General features: G+C 75.6%; 20 protein-coding genes. 9 read left to right on the forward strand and 11 right to left on the reverse strand.

Annotation, left to right across the window (positions count from 1 at the left end):
- Nucleotides 1–67 precede the first annotated feature (67 nt).
- The 3 genes from BLQ97_RS11930 to BLQ97_RS11940 form a co-directional block, all read right to left on the reverse strand.
- Entirely contained in the window at nucleotides 68–463 is a 396-nt protein-coding gene (locus BLQ97_RS11930) for a universal stress protein (protein ID WP_091366435.1), read from the reverse strand.
- A gap of 81 nt (nucleotides 464–544) precedes the next feature.
- Complete coding sequence (locus BLQ97_RS11935) at nucleotides 545–1,246, reverse strand: response regulator (protein ID WP_175471696.1); 702 nt, start codon at nucleotides 1,244–1,246, stop codon at nucleotides 545–547.
- Nucleotides 1,243–2,826, reverse strand: coding sequence for a sensor histidine kinase (locus BLQ97_RS11940; RefSeq protein ID WP_175471697.1), 1,584 nt, complete (start codon nucleotides 2,824–2,826; stop codon nucleotides 1,243–1,245). Before BLQ97_RS11940 ends, BLQ97_RS11935 begins: the two co-directional genes overlap by 4 nt.
- A 177-nt stretch (nucleotides 2,827–3,003) precedes the next feature.
- On the opposite strand from BLQ97_RS11940, the gene BLQ97_RS11945 reads away from it, so the two are divergent.
- The 4 genes from BLQ97_RS11945 to BLQ97_RS11960 all read left to right on the forward strand — a co-directional run bounded on the left by BLQ97_RS11945 (nucleotide 3,004) and on the right by BLQ97_RS11960 (nucleotide 6,760).
- The gene (locus BLQ97_RS11945) at nucleotides 3,004–4,008 is read left to right on the forward strand and encodes a Bug family tripartite tricarboxylate transporter substrate binding protein (protein ID WP_091366084.1); all 1,005 of its coding nucleotides are present in this window, start codon (nucleotides 3,004–3,006) and stop codon (nucleotides 4,006–4,008) included.
- The gene (locus BLQ97_RS11950) at nucleotides 4,005–4,523 is read left to right on the forward strand and encodes a tripartite tricarboxylate transporter TctB family protein (RefSeq protein WP_091366085.1); all 519 of its coding nucleotides are present in this window, start codon (nucleotides 4,005–4,007) and stop codon (nucleotides 4,521–4,523) included. The genes BLQ97_RS11945 and BLQ97_RS11950 overlap by 4 nt, the downstream gene beginning before the upstream one ends.
- Nucleotides 4,524–6,203: a tripartite tricarboxylate transporter permease gene (locus BLQ97_RS11955; RefSeq protein WP_091366086.1), complete on the forward strand. Its 1,680-nt coding sequence runs from the start codon at nucleotides 4,524–4,526 to the stop codon at nucleotides 6,201–6,203. It begins immediately after the preceding gene.
- A gap of 161 nt (nucleotides 6,204–6,364) precedes the next feature.
- Entirely contained in the window at nucleotides 6,365–6,760 is a 396-nt protein-coding gene (locus BLQ97_RS11960) for a nuclear transport factor 2 family protein (protein WP_091366087.1), read from the forward strand.
- A 3-nt stretch (nucleotides 6,761–6,763) separates the two neighbouring features.
- Here the strand turns inward: BLQ97_RS11960 and eutC are convergent, their stop codons facing one another.
- The 5 genes from eutC to BLQ97_RS11985 all read right to left on the reverse strand — a co-directional run bounded on the left by eutC (nucleotide 6,764) and on the right by BLQ97_RS11985 (nucleotide 11,840).
- The gene (eutC, locus tag BLQ97_RS11965) at nucleotides 6,764–7,513 is read right to left on the reverse strand and encodes an ethanolamine ammonia-lyase subunit EutC (protein WP_091366088.1); all 750 of its coding nucleotides are present in this window, start codon (nucleotides 7,511–7,513) and stop codon (nucleotides 6,764–6,766) included.
- Nucleotides 7,510–8,925, reverse strand: coding sequence for an ethanolamine ammonia-lyase subunit EutB (locus BLQ97_RS11970; RefSeq protein WP_091366089.1), 1,416 nt, complete (start codon nucleotides 8,923–8,925; stop codon nucleotides 7,510–7,512). The genes eutC and BLQ97_RS11970 overlap by 4 nt, the downstream gene beginning before the upstream one ends.
- A complete protein-coding gene (gene eat / locus BLQ97_RS11975) occupies nucleotides 8,922–10,391 on the reverse strand; it encodes an ethanolamine permease (protein ID WP_217637163.1) in 1,470 nt (489 codons plus the stop codon). The genes BLQ97_RS11970 and eat overlap by 4 nt, the downstream gene beginning before the upstream one ends.
- Before the next feature lie 100 nt (nucleotides 10,392–10,491).
- Complete coding sequence (locus BLQ97_RS11980) at nucleotides 10,492–11,373, reverse strand: SDR family NAD(P)-dependent oxidoreductase (RefSeq protein ID WP_091366090.1); 882 nt, start codon at nucleotides 11,371–11,373, stop codon at nucleotides 10,492–10,494.
- Between the two features lie 65 nt (nucleotides 11,374–11,438).
- Entirely contained in the window at nucleotides 11,439–11,840 is a 402-nt protein-coding gene (locus BLQ97_RS11985; protein ID WP_091366091.1) for a hypothetical protein, read from the reverse strand.
- Between the two features lie 141 nt (nucleotides 11,841–11,981).
- Here BLQ97_RS11985 and BLQ97_RS11990 point away from each other — a divergent pair, with 141 nt between their 5' ends.
- The 4 genes from BLQ97_RS11990 to BLQ97_RS12005 all read left to right on the forward strand — a co-directional run bounded on the left by BLQ97_RS11990 (nucleotide 11,982) and on the right by BLQ97_RS12005 (nucleotide 14,904).
- Nucleotides 11,982–12,602, forward strand: a complete 621-nt coding sequence (locus BLQ97_RS11990; protein ID WP_091366092.1) for a hypothetical protein — start codon at nucleotides 11,982–11,984, stop codon at nucleotides 12,600–12,602.
- An 87-nt stretch (nucleotides 12,603–12,689) separates the two neighbouring features.
- Nucleotides 12,690–12,959, forward strand: a complete 270-nt coding sequence (locus tag BLQ97_RS11995) for a DUF2277 domain-containing protein (protein WP_091366439.1) — start codon at nucleotides 12,690–12,692, stop codon at nucleotides 12,957–12,959.
- Between the two features lie 73 nt (nucleotides 12,960–13,032).
- Nucleotides 13,033–13,566: a hypothetical protein gene (locus BLQ97_RS12000; RefSeq protein ID WP_091366093.1), complete on the forward strand. Its 534-nt coding sequence runs from the start codon at nucleotides 13,033–13,035 to the stop codon at nucleotides 13,564–13,566.
- A gap of 135 nt (nucleotides 13,567–13,701) precedes the next feature.
- On the forward strand, nucleotides 13,702–14,904 hold the full coding sequence (locus BLQ97_RS12005) for an aromatic acid exporter family protein (protein WP_175471698.1): 1,203 nt from the start codon (nucleotides 13,702–13,704) through the stop codon (nucleotides 14,902–14,904).
- Between the two features lie 109 nt (nucleotides 14,905–15,013).
- On the opposite strand, the gene BLQ97_RS12010 is transcribed toward BLQ97_RS12005, so the two are convergent.
- The 3 genes from BLQ97_RS12010 to BLQ97_RS24220 form a co-directional block, all read right to left on the reverse strand.
- Entirely contained in the window at nucleotides 15,014–15,649 is a 636-nt protein-coding gene (locus BLQ97_RS12010; RefSeq protein WP_091366095.1) for a maleylpyruvate isomerase family mycothiol-dependent enzyme, read from the reverse strand.
- A gap of 173 nt (nucleotides 15,650–15,822) precedes the next feature.
- On the reverse strand, nucleotides 15,823–16,602 hold the full coding sequence (gene map / locus BLQ97_RS12015; RefSeq protein ID WP_245692149.1) for a type I methionyl aminopeptidase: 780 nt from the start codon (nucleotides 16,600–16,602) through the stop codon (nucleotides 15,823–15,825).
- A 28-nt stretch (nucleotides 16,603–16,630) separates the two neighbouring features.
- On the reverse strand, nucleotides 16,631–16,873 hold the full coding sequence (locus BLQ97_RS24220) for a hypothetical protein (protein WP_091366096.1): 243 nt from the start codon (nucleotides 16,871–16,873) through the stop codon (nucleotides 16,631–16,633).
- A 136-nt stretch (nucleotides 16,874–17,009) separates the two neighbouring features.
- Here BLQ97_RS24220 and BLQ97_RS12025 point away from each other — a divergent pair, with 136 nt between their 5' ends.
- Nucleotides 17,010–17,609, forward strand: a complete 600-nt coding sequence (locus BLQ97_RS12025) for a DUF6328 family protein (protein ID WP_217637164.1) — start codon at nucleotides 17,010–17,012, stop codon at nucleotides 17,607–17,609.
- The last annotated feature ends 226 nt before the right edge of the window (nucleotides 17,610–17,835 follow it).

The raw sequence follows: 17,835 nt of genomic DNA on the forward strand, positions 1-17,835 counted from the left end.
TGCTGGAACGGCCCCCTCGCAGGGCCCCGCCGCGAGCGTGCGAGCGGTGGGGGGCGAGGGGGTCCTTCTAGTAGGCGGCCTTGACCGCCAGGACCGGGCAGGGGGCGTCGAGCAGGATCCGCTGCGCGGAGCTGCCGGTGATCAGCTTGCCGGTGGGCGTGCGGCGGCGCAGGCCGATGACCAGCAGGCTGGCCGAGAGCCGCTCGGCGGCGTCGACCACCTCCTCGGCGGCCTCGCGGCCGCGCACCTGCTGCTCGAGCTCGTAACGCACGCCCGTCGCGTCGAGCCGCTCGCGGACGGCCCGCAGGTCGTCCTCGCCGGCGAAGCGGCGGTCGACCAGGCTGTCGCCGCGGGAGGTGTTGACCACGTGCAGCGGCTCCCCGCGGCGCTCGGCCTCGGCGACGGCCGCGGTGAGGGCGGCCTCGCCCTCGGGGGTCGGGACGTAACCAACGACGACGGTCATGCGGGGCAGCCTGCGGCAGCGCGTGGCCGGGGTCACGCTTGCGGCCCTAGTGGAGCTATCGGTCGTTGTGGTCCGGGCCGGTCAGCGGGGCACCGGCCGGCCCGACCGCACGCTGAACCGCCGCTCGGGCCGGCCCGCCGTCCCGTAGCGCTGCCGGACGTCGGCCTCCTGCTGGGCCACCAGCTGCTCGAGGTAGCGGCGTGCGCTCACCCGGGCCAGCCCCGTCCGCTCGCTGGCCTCGGTCGCCGACAGACCCTGGGGTCCGGCCTCCGCCAGCGCCTGCCGGACCAGCTCCAGGGTCTCCGGGCTGATGCCCTTGGGCGTGCTCACCGGCCGGGGGGCGGCCGTGCCGCCGGGCCGGCCGAACACCCGGTCGACGTCGTCCTGGGCGAGCTCGGTGCCGCGGCGGAACTCGGCCGACAGGGTGCGGTAGTCGGCCAGCCACCGCTCCAGCGTGGAGCGGTCGAAAGGCTTGACCAGGTAGTGCAGGACGCCGCCGTGCAGCGCGCTGCGGATGCTCTCGACGTCGCGGGCCGCGCTGATGACGACGACGTCGACCGCCGAGCCGGAGGCCCGCAGCCGCTGCAGGACCTCCAGGCCGGTCATGTCGGGCAGGTAGACGTCGAGCAGCACGAGGTCCGGCCGCAGCCGCTCGACCTCGGCCAGCGCCGCCGCGCCGGTCGACGCGGTGCCGGCCACCTCGTACCCGTCGGCGGCCGTGACGAAGCCGGCGTGCACCCGGGCGACCATGAAGTCGTCGTCGACGATGAGGACCCGGATCACGCGCCCACCAGCTCGGGGTCGGCCGGCAGCCGGGCGGTGAACACCGAGCCGCCGTCGGAGGAGGCCACGACCTCGCCGCCGCGGCGGGTGCAGACCAGGTGCACCAGCGACAGTCCGATGCCGCGCTCCCCGCCGCCGGCCGCGTCCTTGGTGGTCACGCCCTTGCGGAACACCTCGCGCTCCAGGCCCGGCGGCACCCCGGCCCCGGAGTCGCGGACGACGACGTCGACCTCGCCGTCGACCAGGCCGAGGGAGACCTCCACCCACCGCTCCGGGGCGGCGGCCGCGGCGTCGAGCGCGTTGTCGACCAGGTTGCCCACCACGGTGGCGACGTCGGTGGACAGCTCGTCCCCGAGCGGCGGCAGCGCGGACTCCGGCGCGAAGCGCAGGTCCACGCCGAGCTCGCTGGCCTGACTGGCCTTGGCGATGAGCAGCGCGGCGATGGCGGGGTCCTGCACGGCACCGGTGACCTCGGCGCCCAGCCGCGACCGGCCGGCGCTCACCCGGTGCACGAAGCGCACCGCCTCCTCGGCCTGGCCCAGCTCGATCAGCCCGGCGATCGTGTGCAGCCGGTTGCTGAACTCGTGCGCCTGGGCGCGCAGTGTGTCGGTGACGTGCCGGGTGAGCTGCAGCTCGCGGCGCAGCTCCAGCAGCTCGGTGCGGTCGCGCAGGGTGGTCACCGAGCCGAGCGTCCGGCCGCGGCTGCTGATCGGCAGCCGGTTGACGACCACGACGCGGCCGGCCGTGGCCACCGCGCGGTCGCGCTCCTCGTCCCCGCGCAGCAGCGCGTCGCGCAGCTCCTCCCCCACCCCCAGCTCGCCGAGGTCGCGGCCGACCGCGTCGCCGGGGATGCCCAGCAGCCGGATGGCCTCGTCGTTGACCAGCGTCACCCGGCCGTGCAGGTCCAGCCCGACGACGCCCTCGCGGATGCCGTGCAGCATCGCCCGCTGGTGCTCGACCAGGCCGGTGATCTCCGCCGGCTCCAGGCCGAGGGTCTGCCGCTTGACCCGGCGCGCCACGAGCAGCGAGCCCACGATGCCCAGCACGCTGGCCACACCGAGGTAGGTGAGCAGGTTCGGCGCGGCCGCGGCCAGGCCGTCGAGGACGCCGGGGTAGCGGCGCTCCACCGCGACGAGGCCGAGCTGGTCGCGGCCGGTGAGCACCGGCACCATCGCGACGGCGTACCGCCCGCGCTCGTCGGTCCGCTCCCCCACCCAGGCGCGCCCCTCCAGCACGGTGCTGTCCCCGACCGGGAACCCGGTCCCGAGCTCGGCGGGGTCGGCGCTGGCCAGCACGGTCGCGCCGGCGTCGGCCACCACCACCGACGCGGAGCCCGAGACGGTGCGCGCGCTCTCCGCGGCGATGCGGACGTAGCGGACCAGGTCCTCCTCCATCGCCGAGCGCAGCGAGACGGAGTTGGCCAGCGTCTCGGCCACCGAGAGCGCCCGGCGGCCCTCCGACTCCTCGGCCCGCTGGGTGGTCTGGGCGACCGAGACCGCGGCCACGCCGACGAGCACCAGCAGGATGATCACGACCTGCAGCGCGAGCAGCTGGCCGGCCAGCGACAGTCGCCGGAGCACGAGCGCCTCCCTCGGGGCCTGGGGAACGCCTGACAGTGCACCACGCCACCGTCGTCCTGTGACCGTGAACACAAGGACCGCAAGGCGCAATGCGTCCGCAACGGTGACACCCCACCGGCCGGTTGCCAGCCTTCCTGCGACGCGGCAGAGGAGCCGCCCGCACACCTGGAGGAACGCATGCGCAACGCCCACCTGCGGAGGATCGCCGTCGGCACCGTGGCCGCCGGCCTGGTGCTCACCGGCTGCGGCACGACGGCGGAGGGCGGCTCGGCCTCCGGCGGCGGCAGCGACGAGGCGCTCAGCGGCCTGCGGGTCCTGGTCCCCAACTCGCCCGGCAGCGGCTACGACACCACCGCCCGCGCCTGGGCGCAGGTCCTCGACGACGAGGGGCTCGCCTCGGGCACCGAGGTGTTCAACGTCGAGGGCGCCGGCGGCACCGTCGGTCTGCAGCGCCTGGTCAACGAGGAGGGCAACGCCGAGATGCTCATGCAGATGGGCCTCGGCGTCGTCGGCGCGCAGTTCAGCAACCAGTCCGAGGCCACCCTCGACCAGACCACGCCGATCGCCCGGCTCATCGAGGAGGCCGAGGCGATCGTCGTCCCGGCCGACTCGCCCTACCAGGACCTCGACGCCCTGGTCGAGGCGTGGAAGGCCGACCCCGGCAACACCCCCGTCGGCGGCGCGTCCAACCCCGGCGGTCCCGACCACCTGACGCCGATGCTGCTGGCGCAGGAGGTCGAGGTCGACCCGACCACCGTCAACTACGTGCCCTACGACGGCGGCGGCGAACTGCTGGCCGGCATCCTCGGCGGCGACGTGGCCTTCGCCGCGACCGGCGTCGGCGAGGTGGCCGAGTCCGCGGCCGGCGGCGACGTCCGCATCCTCGCCGTCACCAGCGAGGAGCCCGTCGAGGGCGTCGACGCGCCGACCCTGACCGACGCCGGCGTCGACCTGACCTTCACCAACTGGCGAGGCGTCGTGGCCGCCCCCGGCATCTCCGAGGAGGACACCCAGCGCTTCGTCGACGCGATGACCGAGATGCACGGCAGCGAGGCCTGGCAGCAGGCCCTCGAGGACAACGGCTGGACCGACGCCTTCGCCACCGGCGACGAGTTCTCCTCCTTCCTCGACGAGGAGAGCCAGCGGGTGCAGTCCGTGCTGGGCCAGCTGGGGCTGGCGTGACCTCCGCCCAGGCCGGCCCCGCCCGGGGACGGGAGCAGGGCCGCTCCGAGTACGGGGTGGCCCTGTTCCTGGGGGCGATCGGCGTCGTCGTCGTCGTCTCGGCGCTGCTGCTACCGGAGAGCCGGATCAGCCGGGGGCCGGTCGGCCCGGCTGCCGTGCCCGTCGTCGTCGGCGGCCTGCTGCTCGTGGTCGCGGCCCTCCTCGCCGTCGACGTCGCCCGTGGCGGCCGCGGCGAGCCCGAGTCCGGCGAGGACGTCGAGCTCGGCGCGGGCAGCGACTGGCGGACCATCCTCCTGCTCGCGGCGTCGTTCGCCGCCAACGCCCTGCTCATCGAGTCGCTCGGCTGGGTGTTCTCCGGCGCGATCCTCTTCTGGGGATCGGCCTTCGCCCTCGGCAGCCGCCACTACGTGCGCGACGCGGTCATCGCCTTCGCGCTGTCGATCGGCTCCTTCTACCTGTTCGCCCTGGGGCTCGGCACCGTGCTGCCCCCGGGGGTCCTGAGGGGGATCCTGTAGATGGACGCGTTCAGCTCCCTCGTCGAGGGCTTCGGCACCGCGCTGACCCCGACGAACCTGGCGTTCGCCCTGCTCGGGGTGCTGCTGGGCACCGCCATCGGGGTGCTGCCCGGCATCGGCCCGGCCATGGCGGTGGCCCTGCTCCTGCCACTGACCCGCGGCCTCGACGTCACCACCGCGCTGATCATGTTCGCCGGCATCTACTACGGCGGCATGTACGGCGGGTCGACGACGTCGATCCTGCTCAACACCCCCGGCGAGAGCGCCTCGGTGGTGACCGCCGTCGAGGGCAACAAGATGGCCCGGGCCGGGCGGGCCGCGCAGGCACTGGCGACGGCGGCGATCGGCTCGTTCGTCGCCGGCACCATCGCCACGCTGCTGCTGGCGATGCTGGCTCCGACCGTCGCCGACCTCGCGATCGAGGTCTCCCCCGCCGACATGTTTGCCGTCATGGCGCTGGCCTTCATCGCCGTCACCTCGGTGCTCGGCAGCTCGCGGATCCGCGGCCTGGCCTCCCTGGGCCTGGGGCTGACCATCGGGCTGATCGGCATCGACGCCACCTCCGGCCAGCAGCGGCTGACCTTCGGCGTCCCGGAGCTGGCCGACGGGATCGACGTCGTCGTCGTCGCGATCGGCCTGTTCGCCGTCGGCGAGGCGCTGTGGACCGCCGCGCACCTGCGGCGGCGGCCGGTCGACGTCATCCCCGTGGGCAGCCCGCGGATGAGCCGGTCGGACTGGAGCCGGTCGTGGAAGCCGTGGCTGCGCGGCACCGCGATCGGGTTCCCGTTCGGGGCGGTCCCGGCCGGTGGCGCGGAGATCCCGACGTTCCTCTCCTACGTCACCGAGAAGCGGCTGTCCAAGCACCCCGAGGAGTTCGGCAGGGGCGCGATCGAGGGCGTCGCGGGGCCGGAGGCGACGAACAACGCCTCCGCCGCCGGCGGCCTGGTCCCGCTGCTGACCCTGGGCATCCCGACGACGGCGACCGCGGCGGTCATGCTCGCGGCCATCCAGAGCTACGGCATCGAGCCCGGGCCGCAGCTGTTCGACAGCGAGCCCGAGCTCGTGTGGGGCCTCATCGCCAGCCTGTTCATCGGCAACGCGGCGCTGCTGGTGCTCAACCTGCCGCTGGCCCCGGTGTGGGCGCGGCTGCTGCGGATCCCGCGCAGCTACCTGTACGCGGGCATCCTCTTCTTCGCCAGCCTCGGTGCGTACGCCGCCAACGCCAACACCTTCGACCTGTTCCTGCTGCTGGTCATCGGGGCGCTGGGCATGATGATGCGGCGCTACGGCCTGCCGCTGCTGCCGGCGATCATCGGCGTGATCCTCGGCCCCTACGCCGAGGCGGAGCTGCGGCAGGCGCTGCAGATCAGCAACGGCGACCTCGGCGGGCTGATCGACCCGATGTCGGTCGTGGTCTACGCGATCATCGCGCTGGTCCTGCTGTTCCCGATCGTCCGGCGGCTGCTGCCGCGCACGGCGCACGTGCCGGTGCTCGACGAGGCGGTGCACGAGCTCGAGGAGGCGCACGCCCACCACGGGGCGACGACGGCGGTCGCCGTGGAGCGCCACGTCGGCGGGCGCCCCGGCAGCCAGCGCCCCGTCGTCGAGCGCCCGGCCGTCGAGCGCCCCGTCGACGAGCGTCGCGACCGGACACCCGGGGAGCCGCCACCGGGTGGCTGACACCAGGACCCCACGGAGGGGAGGGACGCCGCGAGCTCCCTCCCCTCCGTGGCGTCGGGGACCCGGGCCGAGACGTGCCGGGCTCCCTTCCGTGGGAGGACGGCCGGATCGACACTGCTCGCGCCGTCCACGGGGGACCCGTCCTCGGGAGGGAGTGCACCGTGTCCGACCACCCCAACCTCACCCGCATGCGGGAGGGCTACACCGCCTTCGCCAAGGGCGACCTCGCCGCGCTGACCGAGCTGTGGCGCGACGACGTCCGCTGGCACGAGCCCGGGCACACCCCGGTCTCCGGTGACTACGAGGGACCGCAGGCCGTGTTCGCGATGTTCGGCCGGTCCATGGAGCTGACCGAGAACAGCCTGCGGGTGGAGCCGGTGCTCCTGTGCGCCGACGCCGAGCACGGCACCGCCCTGGTCCGGATGACCGCCCACCGCGGCGACCGGCACCTCGACACGCTGACCGCGCACGTCGTCCGCTTCGACGGCGAGGGCCGGCTGGCCGAGTTCTGGAGCGCCCCGATCGACGAACCGGCGATCGACGCGTTCTTCGCCTGACCGTCAGCCGGCGGGGAGGGCCGGCCCCTCGTCCTTGAGCGCGACGCCGGAGGCGCCGAGCTCGCGTGCCGCGGCCAGCAGCGCGGCCACGGTGTCGGCGGCCTGCGCGTAGGACAGCCCGTGCGGCGGGCGGACGTTGGAGACGCAGTTGCGCTCGGAGTCCACCCGCCCCGGCCGCGGGTCCCAGGTGAGGTAGACGCCGAGGGAGTCGGCCGAGGACAGCCCCGGCCGCTCACCGATCAGCACGACGACGGCCCGCACGCCCAGCGCCGCGCCGATCGCGTCCCCGAGCGCCACCCGAGCCTGGTCGGCCAGCACCAGCGGGGCCACCCGCCAGCCGGGCAGCCGCTCCAGCAGCGCGGTCACCAGGCCCGCGGCGTGCTCGTGCACCGCCCGCGGGGACAGCCCGTCGGCGACCACCACCGCGAGGTCGGCGTCGGTGCGCGGCAGCGACGTCCCCTCCGCCAGCTGCCGGCCGAGGTCGGGCCGCTGCAGGTAGGTGGCCCGGTCGGGGGCGGCCGAGTGCACCTCCAGCAGCTCGTGCCCGGGCAGCGCGGCGCGCACCGCGGCCGGGTCCAGCGGCTGGTGCACCGCGTCGCGGGCGGCGGCGTGCGCGGCGCGGAACTCCAGCTCCCGGGCGGTGGGCAGCGCGTCACCGGCCCGGCCCAGGGCCACCCGCGCCCGGGTGGCCGTCCGCAGCACCGTCCACGGGTCGTTCCCCGGCGGCAGCGGCCGGTCGAGCGCCTCGCTCACGCCGACGCCGCCGCGAGCAGGGCCCGCGCCGCCGGCGCGTCGGGGGCGAGCTCGCGCACCCGGCCGGCGTCGTCGAGCAGGTCCATCCGCGCCAGCCACGCCTCGAACTCCGGTGCGGGGCGCAGCCCGAGCACCTGCCGGGCGGTGAGCACGTCGGTGAACGACAGCGACTGGTAGTGCAGCATCACGTCGTCCGACCCGGGGACGGCGATGAGGAACGAGCACCCCGCCGCGCCCAGCAGCAGCATGAGGGAGTCGGTGTCGTCGCCGTCGACCTCGGCGTGGTTGGTGTAGCAGACGTCCACGCCCATGGGCAGGCCGAGCAGCTTGCCGCAGAAGTGGTCCTCCAGCCCGGCGCGCAGCACCTGCTTGCCGTCGTAGAGGTACTCCGGGCCGATGAACCCGACGACGGTGTTCACCAGCAGCGGCGCGTAGTGCCGGGCCACGCCGTAGGCCCGGGCCTCCAGCGTCTGCTGGTCCACCGGCCGCCCGCCGACGCCGAGGTGCGCGCCGGCCGACAGCGCCGAGCCCTGCCCGGTCTCGAAGTAGGTCACGTTGTCCCCGACCGTGCCGCGGCCCAGCGCCAGCGCCCCGGCCCGGGCCTCGGCGAGCAGGTCGAGGGTGACGCCGAAGCCGCGGTTGGCCTCCTGGGTGCCGGCGACCGACTGGAACACCAGGTCCACCGGCGCGCCCTGCTCCAGCGCCCGCAGCGTCGTCGTCACGTGCGCCAGCACGCAGGACTGGGTGGGGATGTCGTAGCGCTCGATGACCGCGTCGACCAGCTCCAGCAGGGCCACGGTGCGGGCGGGTGAGTCGGTGGCCGGGTTGATGCCGATGACTGCGTCGCCCGACCCCTGCAGCAGCCCGTCGACGATGGAGGCGGTCACGCCCAGCGGGTCGTCGGTCGGGTGGTTGGGCTGCAGCCGGGAGGCCAGCGTCCCGGGGCGGCCGATCGTGCTGCGCAGCCCGGTGACCACCCGCGTCCGCCGGCCGACGGCGACCAGGTCGGCGTTGCGCATCAGCTTCGAGGTGGCCGCGGCCATCTCCGGGGTCAGCCCCGGGGCCAGCGCGGAGATCGACGCCTCGTCGCCGGCGGCGGCCCAGGCCAGCAGCCGGTCGCGGAACTCCCCCACGGTCAGCGACGCGACCGGCGCGAACGCCGCGGCGTCGTGGGTGTCGAGGACCAGCCGGGTGACGTCGTCCTCGTCGTAGCCGACCACCTGCTCGTCGAGGAAGGTGGCCAGCGGCAGGTCGGCCAGCACGCCCTGGGCGGCGACCCGCTCGGCGGCCGACTCCGCTGCGCAGCCGGCGAGCACGTCGCCGGAGCGCAGCGGCGTCGCCTTCGCCAGCAGCTCGACCAGCGTCGGGAACTCGAAGGTGTGCCCGCCGACGGTGCTGCGCCGGGCGCTCACCGGACGTCGTCCTCCGCGTCGGCGAGCAGCTCGAACTCCTCCTCCGGCGCCGAGGCGACCAGGTGGTGGCGGCTGTAGAGGGCGAACCAGGCGAGGAACACGACGTAGGCCGCCAGCGTCCACAGCGCCGCGGTGACGTCGACGAGGAAGGTGGCCAGGACCGCGGCGGCGGCCAGCACCAGCGCGACGCCGGTGGTCGCCGTCCCGCCCGGTGTGCGGTAGGGCCGGGGCAGGTCGGGCTCGCGGCGGCGCAGCACGATGTGGCTGACCATCATCAGCACGTAGGACACCGTCGCGCCGAAGACGGCCATGTTGAGCAGCACCGCGCCCTGGCCGGTGAGCGAGAGCGCGAAGCCGATGGCGCCGGGCACCAGCAGCGCGAGCACCGGCGCCCGCCGGGAGTTGGTCACCGACAGCGCCCGCGGCAGGTAGCCGGCGCGCGACAGCGCGAAGACCTGCCGCGAGTACGCGTAGATGATCGAGAAGAAGCTGGCCACCAGGCCGAAGAGCCCGGCGTAGTTGACCACCCGGGTGAGCGCGTCCGGCGCGGCGGAGGCGGCCAGCGCGTCGACCGGCGGGTTGCCCGAGTCGGCAATGGTGGACGCGCCGCCGGCGCCGGGGGTGAACACCAGCATGAGCACGGCGAGGACGACGAGCACGCCCATCGCCGCGACGATCCCCCGCGGCATCGACCGGGCCGGGTCGCGGGCCTCCTCGGCGGCCAGCGGCACGCTCTCGACGGCGAGGAAGAACCAGATCGCGAACGGGAAGGCCGCCCAGATGCCGATCAGCCCGAACGGCAGGAAGGACGACGCGCCCGCGGCGTCGGTGGGCGCGATGTCGAGCAGGTTGCCGGCGTCGAACTGCGGGACCGCGCCGACGAGGAAGACGATCAGCCCGGCGACGGCCACCACGGTGACGGCGAACATGACCTTGAGCGCCTCGCCGACGCCCATCAGGTGGATGCCGATGAACAGCGCGTAGGCGGCGAGGTAGACCCACCAGCCGTCGGTGATGCCGAACAGCCCGAGCGACTCGACGTAGGCGCCGATGAAGGTGGCGATCGCGGCCGGGGCGATGGCGTACTCGATGAGCACCGCGACGCCGGTGGCGTACCCGCCCCACGGGCCCAGCGCGCGCCGGGCGAAGGTGTAGCCGCCGCCCGCCGTCGGCAGCGCGGAGCCGAGCTCGGCCAGCCCGAACACCATGGCGGTGTACATGACCGCCATGAGCACGACGGCGACCAGCAGCCCGCCGAAGCCGCCCTCGGCCAGGCCGAAGTTCCACCCGGCGTAGTCGCCGGAGATGACCGCCGAGACGCCGAGGCCGGCCAGCAGCAGCCAGCCCGCCGTCCCGGTGCGCAGCCGGCGCCGCTCCAGGTAGTCGGCGTCCACCCGCTCGGACTCCACGCCCGCGTGCGCGGGGTGGCGGGGCGGGGTGGGTCGGGCGGTGGGGTCGGCGGTCAACGGGGCCTCCCGCGGTCGGCCCGCCCGGCGGCGGGGAGGGCCAGCCTCGTCCCGCCCCGACCCCCGGGTCAACCAGGGACGACGGTGCGCACCACGGTGGTCACGGGATGCCGTGCCAGCGCCCCGTCGTCGCGTTGCCGTCGGGCCGCGACGCGAAGACGTTGCCCTCGGTCGGCGGCGTCCGGTCGTCGTCGGCGAGGGCGAACACGCGCAGCAGCGGCCCGACGAGCGCGTCGTAGAGGGCCGGGAAGAGCCGGAACCCGAGGATGACGACGGGGTTGGCGAAGCCGGACTGGACCAGCCGCCGCGGCTTGTCCAGCCGGGCGACCACCGAGCGGGCCACCCGCTCCGGGGAGTAGATCGGGATCGGCGGGCGGCCCTTGAGGCCGACGTAGCTGCCGGCCTGCGAGTAGATGGGCGTGTTCACCCCGCCCGGGGCCACCGCCGAGACGTGGATGCCGGGGACGTCGCGGGTCTCCTGCTGCAGCGTCCGGATCATCGCCAGCTGGCCCCACTTGGCGGTGGTGTAGCTGCCCATCAGCGGGGTGGTGACCGACGCCAGCAACGAGCTGACGACGACGAGGTGCCCGGCACCCTGCCGGCGGAACACCGGGAGCACCGTGCGGGCGAGGTTGCCGGTGCCGTGCAGCGCCGTGTCCACCACCCGCTCGAAGACCTCCTTGGGCACCTCCTCGAGCCTGCCGTAGGCGACCACCTGGGCGGAGTGGACGACGATGTCGAGGCGGCCGGTGCGCTCCACCGTCCCCTCGACGGCGCGGCGCAGCGCGTCCTCGTCGAGCACGTCGGCCGGGCAGACGACGACGTCGGCGGCGCCGGCGGCCCGCACCTCGGCGGCGGTCTCCTCCAGCGCCTCCCGGCCGCGGGCGAGCAGCACCAGGGACGCGCCGCGCTGCGCGAACAGGTGCGCGGTGGCGCGGCCGATGCCGCTGGAGGCGCCGGTGATCAGGACGGTCTGGGGCATGCGGTCGGGCTCCTCGTCTCGGAGTGCGCCGAGGTCACGCCCCGGCCGGGCAGTCTCCTCCCCGCCTACCCCGGTCCGTTGCCCACCATGCGATCGAGCGCGGCGAGCAGCCGGCCGAGGCCGGTGACCTCCGTCCCGGCCGGCAGGCGCGCGCGCAGGCCGCGGTCGGCGGTCACCACGTGCACCCGCCGGCCCGCGGCGGCCAGGCGGGCGGCGGTGAGGGCCAGCGCGTCGTCGCCGCTGCCGGGCGCGCGCACCAGCCGGACACCGGCGGGCTCGGGGACGCCGGCCGCCGCACCCTCGACGACGACCAGCACCTCCGTCACCAGGCCGATGCCGGGGACGGCGGCGCCGGCCAGCGGGGCCAGCCGGCGCAGCAGGCGGGTCGTGGCGCCGGCGCGGTCGCGCCACCACCCGTCGGGGCGGGCGCCGACCACGTTGGCGGCGTCGACGAGCAGGACCGTCATCCCGCCTCCTCACCGGTCACCCGGTCGGGGTGCCGCCGTTCACGATCGCCGCGACCGGGTACCCGACCTGCGCGGACGCGCCGGACCGACCGGCGCACACCGGCCGGGGAGCGCCCTCCCCGCCCACGACGAGGAGGTCCGATGGCGACCAACGACCGTACCCACCACGACCAGGACGCGACGCTGGCCACCGAGGGCGCGCACGTCACCCGCGGGGCGGCCCGGGACGCCGTCGCGGCGCAGCGGGCGCGCTTCGGCGGGATCAAGTGGGGTGCGGCCTTCTTCGGCTGGCTGTCGGCCACCGGCCTGGCGGTGGTGCTCGTGGCGCTGCTCGCCGCGACCGGCGTGGGGCTCAGCCTCGCCCAGGTCGACGGCGTCGACGACGTCCCGGCCGACCCGGCGAGCACCCTCGGCGTCGCCGGCGGGATCGCGCTGCTGGTGATCCTGTTCCTGGCCTACCTGGCCGGCGGGTACGTCGCCGGGCGGATGGCCCGCTTCGACGGCGCCCGCCAGGGGCTGGCCGTGTGGCTGGTCGGCCTGCTCGTCGTGGTCGTGCTGGCCGTCGTCGCCACGGTGCTCGGCGCGCAGTACAACGTGCTGCAGCAGCTCAACCTGCCGCGCATCCCGATCGACGAGGGCACCGCGACCACGGCCGGCCTCGTGACGCTGGCGGCCGTGCTGGTCGCGACGCTGCTCGGCGCGCTGCTCGGCGGCACCCTCGGCACCCGCTACCACCGCCGGGTCGACCGCGCCGGCTTCTGAGCGAGGGCCCGGTGCAGGGGCCGGCAGCGGGCCCGGTCCGGGTGCGGACCGGGCCCGCTGTCGGCTGCCGGTCCTAGGGTGCGCGGCATGTGCCGCAACATCCGCCCGCTGTCGAACTTCGCGCCGCCGGCCACCGACGAGGAGATCACTGCCGCGGCCCTGCAGTACGTGCGCAAGATCAGCGGCTCGGCGAAGCCCGCGCGGGCCAACGCCGAGGCCTTCGACCGCGCCGTCGCCGAGGTGGCCGCCGCCTCGGCCCGGCTGCTCGACGCGCTGGTCACCACCGCCCCGCCGAAGGACCGCGCGGTCGAGGCGGAGAAGGCGCGCGCCCGGGCCGCCGTCCGCTACGCACGCTGAGGATCAGCGGGAATGGTCCCCGGATGAGCGGGTAGGTGGCGGGCTCACCGCAACCGACCTGCTGGAGAGACCCATGGCCCGCAACACCCTGTCCCGCGCCCTGCACGACCTGGGCCTGTCCGCCTGGTTCGGCGGCACGCTCGCCAACGCCGTCGCGCTCAACCCCGCCGCCGGGGAGGCCGGCAAGGACACCGGCCGCGTCGCCAACGAGGGCTGGAACCGCTGGACCCCGGTCAACGCGGTCGCCATCGGCGCCCACCTCGTCGGCAGCGTCGGCCAGCTCATCGGCAACCGCGGCCGGGTGGCCAACCAGGAGGGCGTGGCCGGCATGTCCACGCTCAAGACCCTGCTGACCGCCGCCGCGCTGGGCGTCACCGCCTACAGCCGCTCCCTCGGACAGGTCGTCAACAGCAAGGACAACCCGTCGTCGCGGTCGGGCACCAAGCCGACCAAGTTCACCAAGGCCGAGATCGCCGCCGCGCAGGAGCAGCTCGACGCCCTGCAGTGGGTCATCCCGGCCCTGACCGGCGCGCTGGTGTGGGTGAGCTCCTACGCCGGTGAGCAGCAGCGCGCGAGCGAGGTCATCAAGGGCACCGCCCGCCGCTGACGCCCGTCTCCCTGGTCGACCGTGCGGCGCCGGCCCTCGGCCTGAGCCGGCCGCACTCCCCCTCCGGCCGCCGCCCGCACCCCGCGGGCGGCGGCCGGCGCGTGTCCGGGCTCCTCGCCGGGGACACTGGCACCCGTGGCCGGACCGCACGCCCTGTCGCGCCGGCTGCAGGGCGTGCTGCCCCGGCTGACGCGGCGCGGGCGCACCCCCGGCTTGCGCACCGCGAAGACCGTGCTCGCCGCGGTGCTGGCGTTCCAGGTCGCGACCTGGCTGGACACCAGCAGCTCGCCGATCCTCGCGCCGCTGACCGCGCTGCTGGTCGTGCAGCTCACGCTGTACGAGACGCTGGCGACCGGGTGGGAGCGGATCGCGAGCGTCACCGCCGGCGTCCTGATCGCGGCGCTGTTCGCCTCCGTCGCCGGGCTGAGCTGGTGGAGCCTGGGGCTCGTCGTCGGGATCTCGCTGGTCGTCGGCCGGCTGCTGCGGCTCGGGCCGCACCTGGCCGAGGTGCCCATCAGCGCGATGCTCGTGCTGGCCGTCGGCGGGGCGGAGAGCGCCGCGCTCGACCGCGTCACCGAGACGCTGGTCGGTGCGGCGGTCGGCGTGCTGGTGAACCTCGTGATCGCCCCGCCGCTCTACGTCCAGCCGGCGGGCGAGGCCATCGCCGAGCTGGCCGGGCGCATGGCCGCCGTCAGCGAGGAGCTCGCCGCCGCACTGCGCGGCCCGTGGTCGCGCGAGCTCGCCGACGAGCTGCTGGACCGTGCCCGCGGCCTGGGGACGGAGCTGGCGCGGGCCGACCGCCGGCTCGCCCGCACCGAGGAGAGCGCCCGGCTCAACCCGCGCGGCAGGGCGGCCCGGGAGGCCCAGCCGCGGCTGCGCAACACTCTGACCGCCCTCGAGCGGCTGCACGTCAGCCTGCGCACCGTCTCCCGCGTGCTGCTCGACCGCACCTACTTCCTGCCCGAGGAGGCGGCCGACCACGCCTGGTCGCCGCCGGCCCGGGAGGCGCTGGCCGACGTCCTGCTCGCGGTCGCGGCCACCCTGCGCGCCGCGGGCGGCGTGGCGGACGGCACGCGCCCGGCGACCGGTCCCGACCTGGAGTCGCTGACGACGCTGCTCGACCTGCGCGGCCGGCTCGCCGAGGCCCTGCTGGTCGACCCGCGGGCGGACCCGGCCGCCTGGTCGCAGCACGGGGCCCTGCTCGACGCGGTGGACCTGCTGCGCGTGGAGCTGGGCACCGCGCTGCAGCCGCCGTCGGCCGCGTGGGCGCCGCCGCCGCTGGCCGCCGCACAGCGGCGCGCCGTCCGCCGGGCGATGGCCTGGCGCCGGCGCCGGTGACCGGGCTCAGGGGGCGGTGAGTTCGGCGGCAGGGTGTGATCTTCTGTGCGGAAGTCCAGTCGCCCGATGTGAGCGGTGTGCTGCGCGTTGGCGTTCTCGCGCTCGGCGGCTACAGGCGCGCTCGCACATCTGCCACGCCCGCACCGGCGAGCTCAGGCAGGGCGGCGGTCCGGCCCGAGAGCGTGGTGAGCAGCGCGGTGGCCGGTCCGGAGACCGGGGCCCCCTTGCCGTAGCGCCAGTCGGTGTCGGTGGCCGAGAAGGCCAGCCCGTCGAGGATGCCCGGCGGAAGCGAGCGACGGGCGCGCGGGCTGGTCAGCTGCTCAAGGGCGACCCGGGCGTTCTCCGGGTCCGTCGGGGAGGGCACCCCGAGCGGCCGGTAGACGTCCTGGGCATGGATGACCAGATGACTCAACGGCGCCTCAACCGGCGCGCCGGGCACGTTGAAGGTGCGGTGCGCGGTCTCCCGAAGGCCCGCGACCACCTCGGCCGGTGTCCGGGTGTCCGTGGTCGCCCAACGGTCGGCGGCGCGATCGAAGTCGAACCGCGCGCGCAGCATCATCTGCAGGAACCGGGGCGTCGAGACCTCGTACGGCATGAGCACGTGTAGGACGAGGTCTCGCACCGACCAGCCGGCACACAGGCTGGGGGTGTCCCACTGCTCCTCGTCCAGCCCGTCGAGCACGTGGAGCAGTCGGGTGCGCTCGGTGTGGACGCGCGCGTCGACGTCTTGCCTGATCTCGGTCACCTGGTTCCTCTCGTCGTCCTGCCGGGCCGCGGACGCCGAGTCCCGCCGCCCAGTGGGAGGACGGCCAGGGGTGCCGGAAGTCATCGCTGGCGGCGAGTCTCACCCGTACAGGGGCTCCGACCGGCCCCGGCGCGCGCGGACTTGCGCACATCTGGCACACCTTGCTGCCGAACTCAGGGGGCGGTGAGGACGACCGGCCCCTCGTCGGTGACCGCGACGGTGTGCTCGACGTGGGCGGCGCGCCGGCCGTCGGCGGTGACCACCGCCCAGCCGTCCTTCTTGTGCCGGTAGCGGTCGGCGCCGGCCAGCAGCATCGGCTCGATGGCCAGCGTGCTGCCCGCGTGCAGCCGCACCCGGTCGAGCCCGGCCTGCGGGCGGTTGGGCACGAACGGCGGCTCGTGCATCGAGCGGCCGATGCCGTGCCCGCCGTGGTCGGGCAGGTGCGCGTAGCCGTGACGGCGGGCGACGGCGTCGACGGCCTGCGCGACGTCCTGCAGCGTGGCCCCCGGGACGGCCGCGGCGATCCCGGCGGCCAGCGCCTCCTCGGTGGCGGTCACCAGCCGGGCGTCGTCGTCGCTGCCGGCCCCCACCTGCACGGTGATCGCGGCGTCGCCGTGCCAGCCGTCGACGATCGCGCCGCAGTCGACGCTGAGCAGGTCGCCCTCCTTGAGCCGCTGCCCGCTGGGCCGGCCGTGCACGACCACCTCGTTGGGCGACAGGCACAGCACGCCGTTGTAGGCCGTCGGCGCCCAGGCGGGCTTGTAGCCGAGGAAGGACGACGTCGCCCCGGCCTCCCGGATCGCGGTCTGCGCCAGGTCGTCGAGCTCGCGCAGCTTCACGCCCGGCACCGCCGCGGCCCGCACCACTGCGAGCGTCTGCGCCACCACCCGGCCGGCGTCGCGCATCGCGTCCAGCTCGTCGGCGGTACGGCGGGGCAGCACGCTCAGGTCCACCCCTCCGACGGTACGGCGGCGACGCGGGTCACCCGTCGTCCGGACGGCGGGCGGCGCCGGGGTCGGGCGGGGTGAAGGGCGTGTCCGGCGTCGCCACCTCACCGGCGGTCCGGCCGGCGTCGTCGGTCTCGCCGGGCCGGTCGCCGTCCCCCGGGTGGTCGGCGTCCTGGTCCCGCGAGCCGGGGGCGGCCGGCGGCCCGTCGGGCTCGCGGTCGTCGGGCTCGTGGTCGGGCTGGTGCGGGTGCGGTGTCCTCGGCTCCCACGTCGACATGGCCCTCCCCTACCCACGGACGGGCGAGGAGAGTGACCACCAGGTGAGACGGAGGCCGCGAGCGGGCACACGCTGCACCTGCGGACGGGGTCGCGCGACCCGGGGGACGTCGGACCGGAGGAGGAGGACCGGGGACATGGCCACCACCGGATCGGGACAGCGGGCACGGCGCGGCGCGCGGCCGGGTCCCGCACGCAGGGCGGCGGTCGACGGCGGGGCTGCCGACGACCGCGCCGAGAGCCCCGAGGGCCCCCGCCGGGGGCCCGGTGGCCGGGACGAGACCCGGGCCGAGCGCATCGACCGCGAGCTCCTGGAGCTGCTCAACGAGCTGCGGGTGGCGCTGCCCGGCGTGCAGTTCCTGTTCGCCTTCCTGCTGGTCGTGCCGTTCCAGCAGGCGACGGAGCGGGCGACCGAGTTCCAGCGCGACGTCTACTTCGTGACCCTGATCGCCGCCGTGGTGGCCACCGGGCTGCTCATCGCCCCGGCCGCGCAGCACCGGGCGCTGTTCCGCCAGCACGACAAGGAGGACCTGCTGCGGCGCAGCAACCGCAACGCCTTCCTCGGCCTGGTCGTGCTGGCCGTCGCCATCGTGTCGGCCGTCGTGCTGGTGGTCGACTTCATCTTCGCGCTGCCGCAGGCCCTCGTGACCGGCGGCGTGGTGGCGGTGCTGCTCGGCTGGCTGTGGGTCGGCAGCCCGGCCGTGCAGCGCGCTCGGGGTGCCGCCCGGGACGAGTGACGCCGGGTCACCGCCCCAGCGCGGCGCAGATGGTGTCGGCGACCGTGTCCGGGTCCTCGGTAAGGACCACCGTGCCCCCCACCGCTCGCACGCTCGCGGCGGGCCCATGCACGGTGGCCGGCCGCTGACGTCTGCCGCTGCCGGGGAGGGCGCCGGGCCACGCCCCGTCCCGAGCCTGCGGGGGACGAGGGGTACGGGCTCCTCTCTCCGGAAGCGGACACCGCGC

The sequence above is a fragment of the Geodermatophilus telluris genome (assembly GCF_900102745.1).
GTDB classification, from domain to species: Bacteria; Actinomycetota; Actinomycetes; order Mycobacteriales; family Geodermatophilaceae; genus Geodermatophilus; species Geodermatophilus telluris.

Coding starts and splice junctions, on each gene's coding strand:
- BLQ97_RS11930 (WP_091366435.1), bottom strand. CDS start 463: ATGACCGTCGTCGTTGGTTACGTCCCGACCCCCGAGGGCGAGGCCGCC.
- BLQ97_RS11945 (WP_091366084.1), top strand. CDS start 3,004: ATGCGCAACGCCCACCTGCGGAGGATCGCCGTCGGCACCGTGGCCGCC.
- BLQ97_RS11955 (WP_091366086.1), top strand. CDS start 4,524: ATGGACGCGTTCAGCTCCCTCGTCGAGGGCTTCGGCACCGCGCTGACC.
- BLQ97_RS11980 (WP_091366090.1), bottom strand. CDS start 11,373: ATGCCCCAGACCGTCCTGATCACCGGCGCCTCCAGCGGCATCGGCCGC.
- BLQ97_RS11985 (WP_091366091.1), bottom strand. CDS start 11,840: ATGACGGTCCTGCTCGTCGACGCCGCCAACGTGGTCGGCGCCCGCCCC.
- BLQ97_RS11990 (WP_091366092.1), top strand. CDS start 11,982: ATGGCGACCAACGACCGTACCCACCACGACCAGGACGCGACGCTGGCC.
- BLQ97_RS11995 (WP_091366439.1), top strand. CDS start 12,690: ATGTGCCGCAACATCCGCCCGCTGTCGAACTTCGCGCCGCCGGCCACC.
- BLQ97_RS12000 (WP_091366093.1), top strand. CDS start 13,033: ATGGCCCGCAACACCCTGTCCCGCGCCCTGCACGACCTGGGCCTGTCC.
- BLQ97_RS24220 (WP_091366096.1), bottom strand. CDS start 16,873: ATGTCGACGTGGGAGCCGAGGACACCGCACCCGCACCAGCCCGACCAC.
- BLQ97_RS12025 (WP_217637164.1), top strand. CDS start 17,010: ATGGCCACCACCGGATCGGGACAGCGGGCACGGCGCGGCGCGCGGCCG.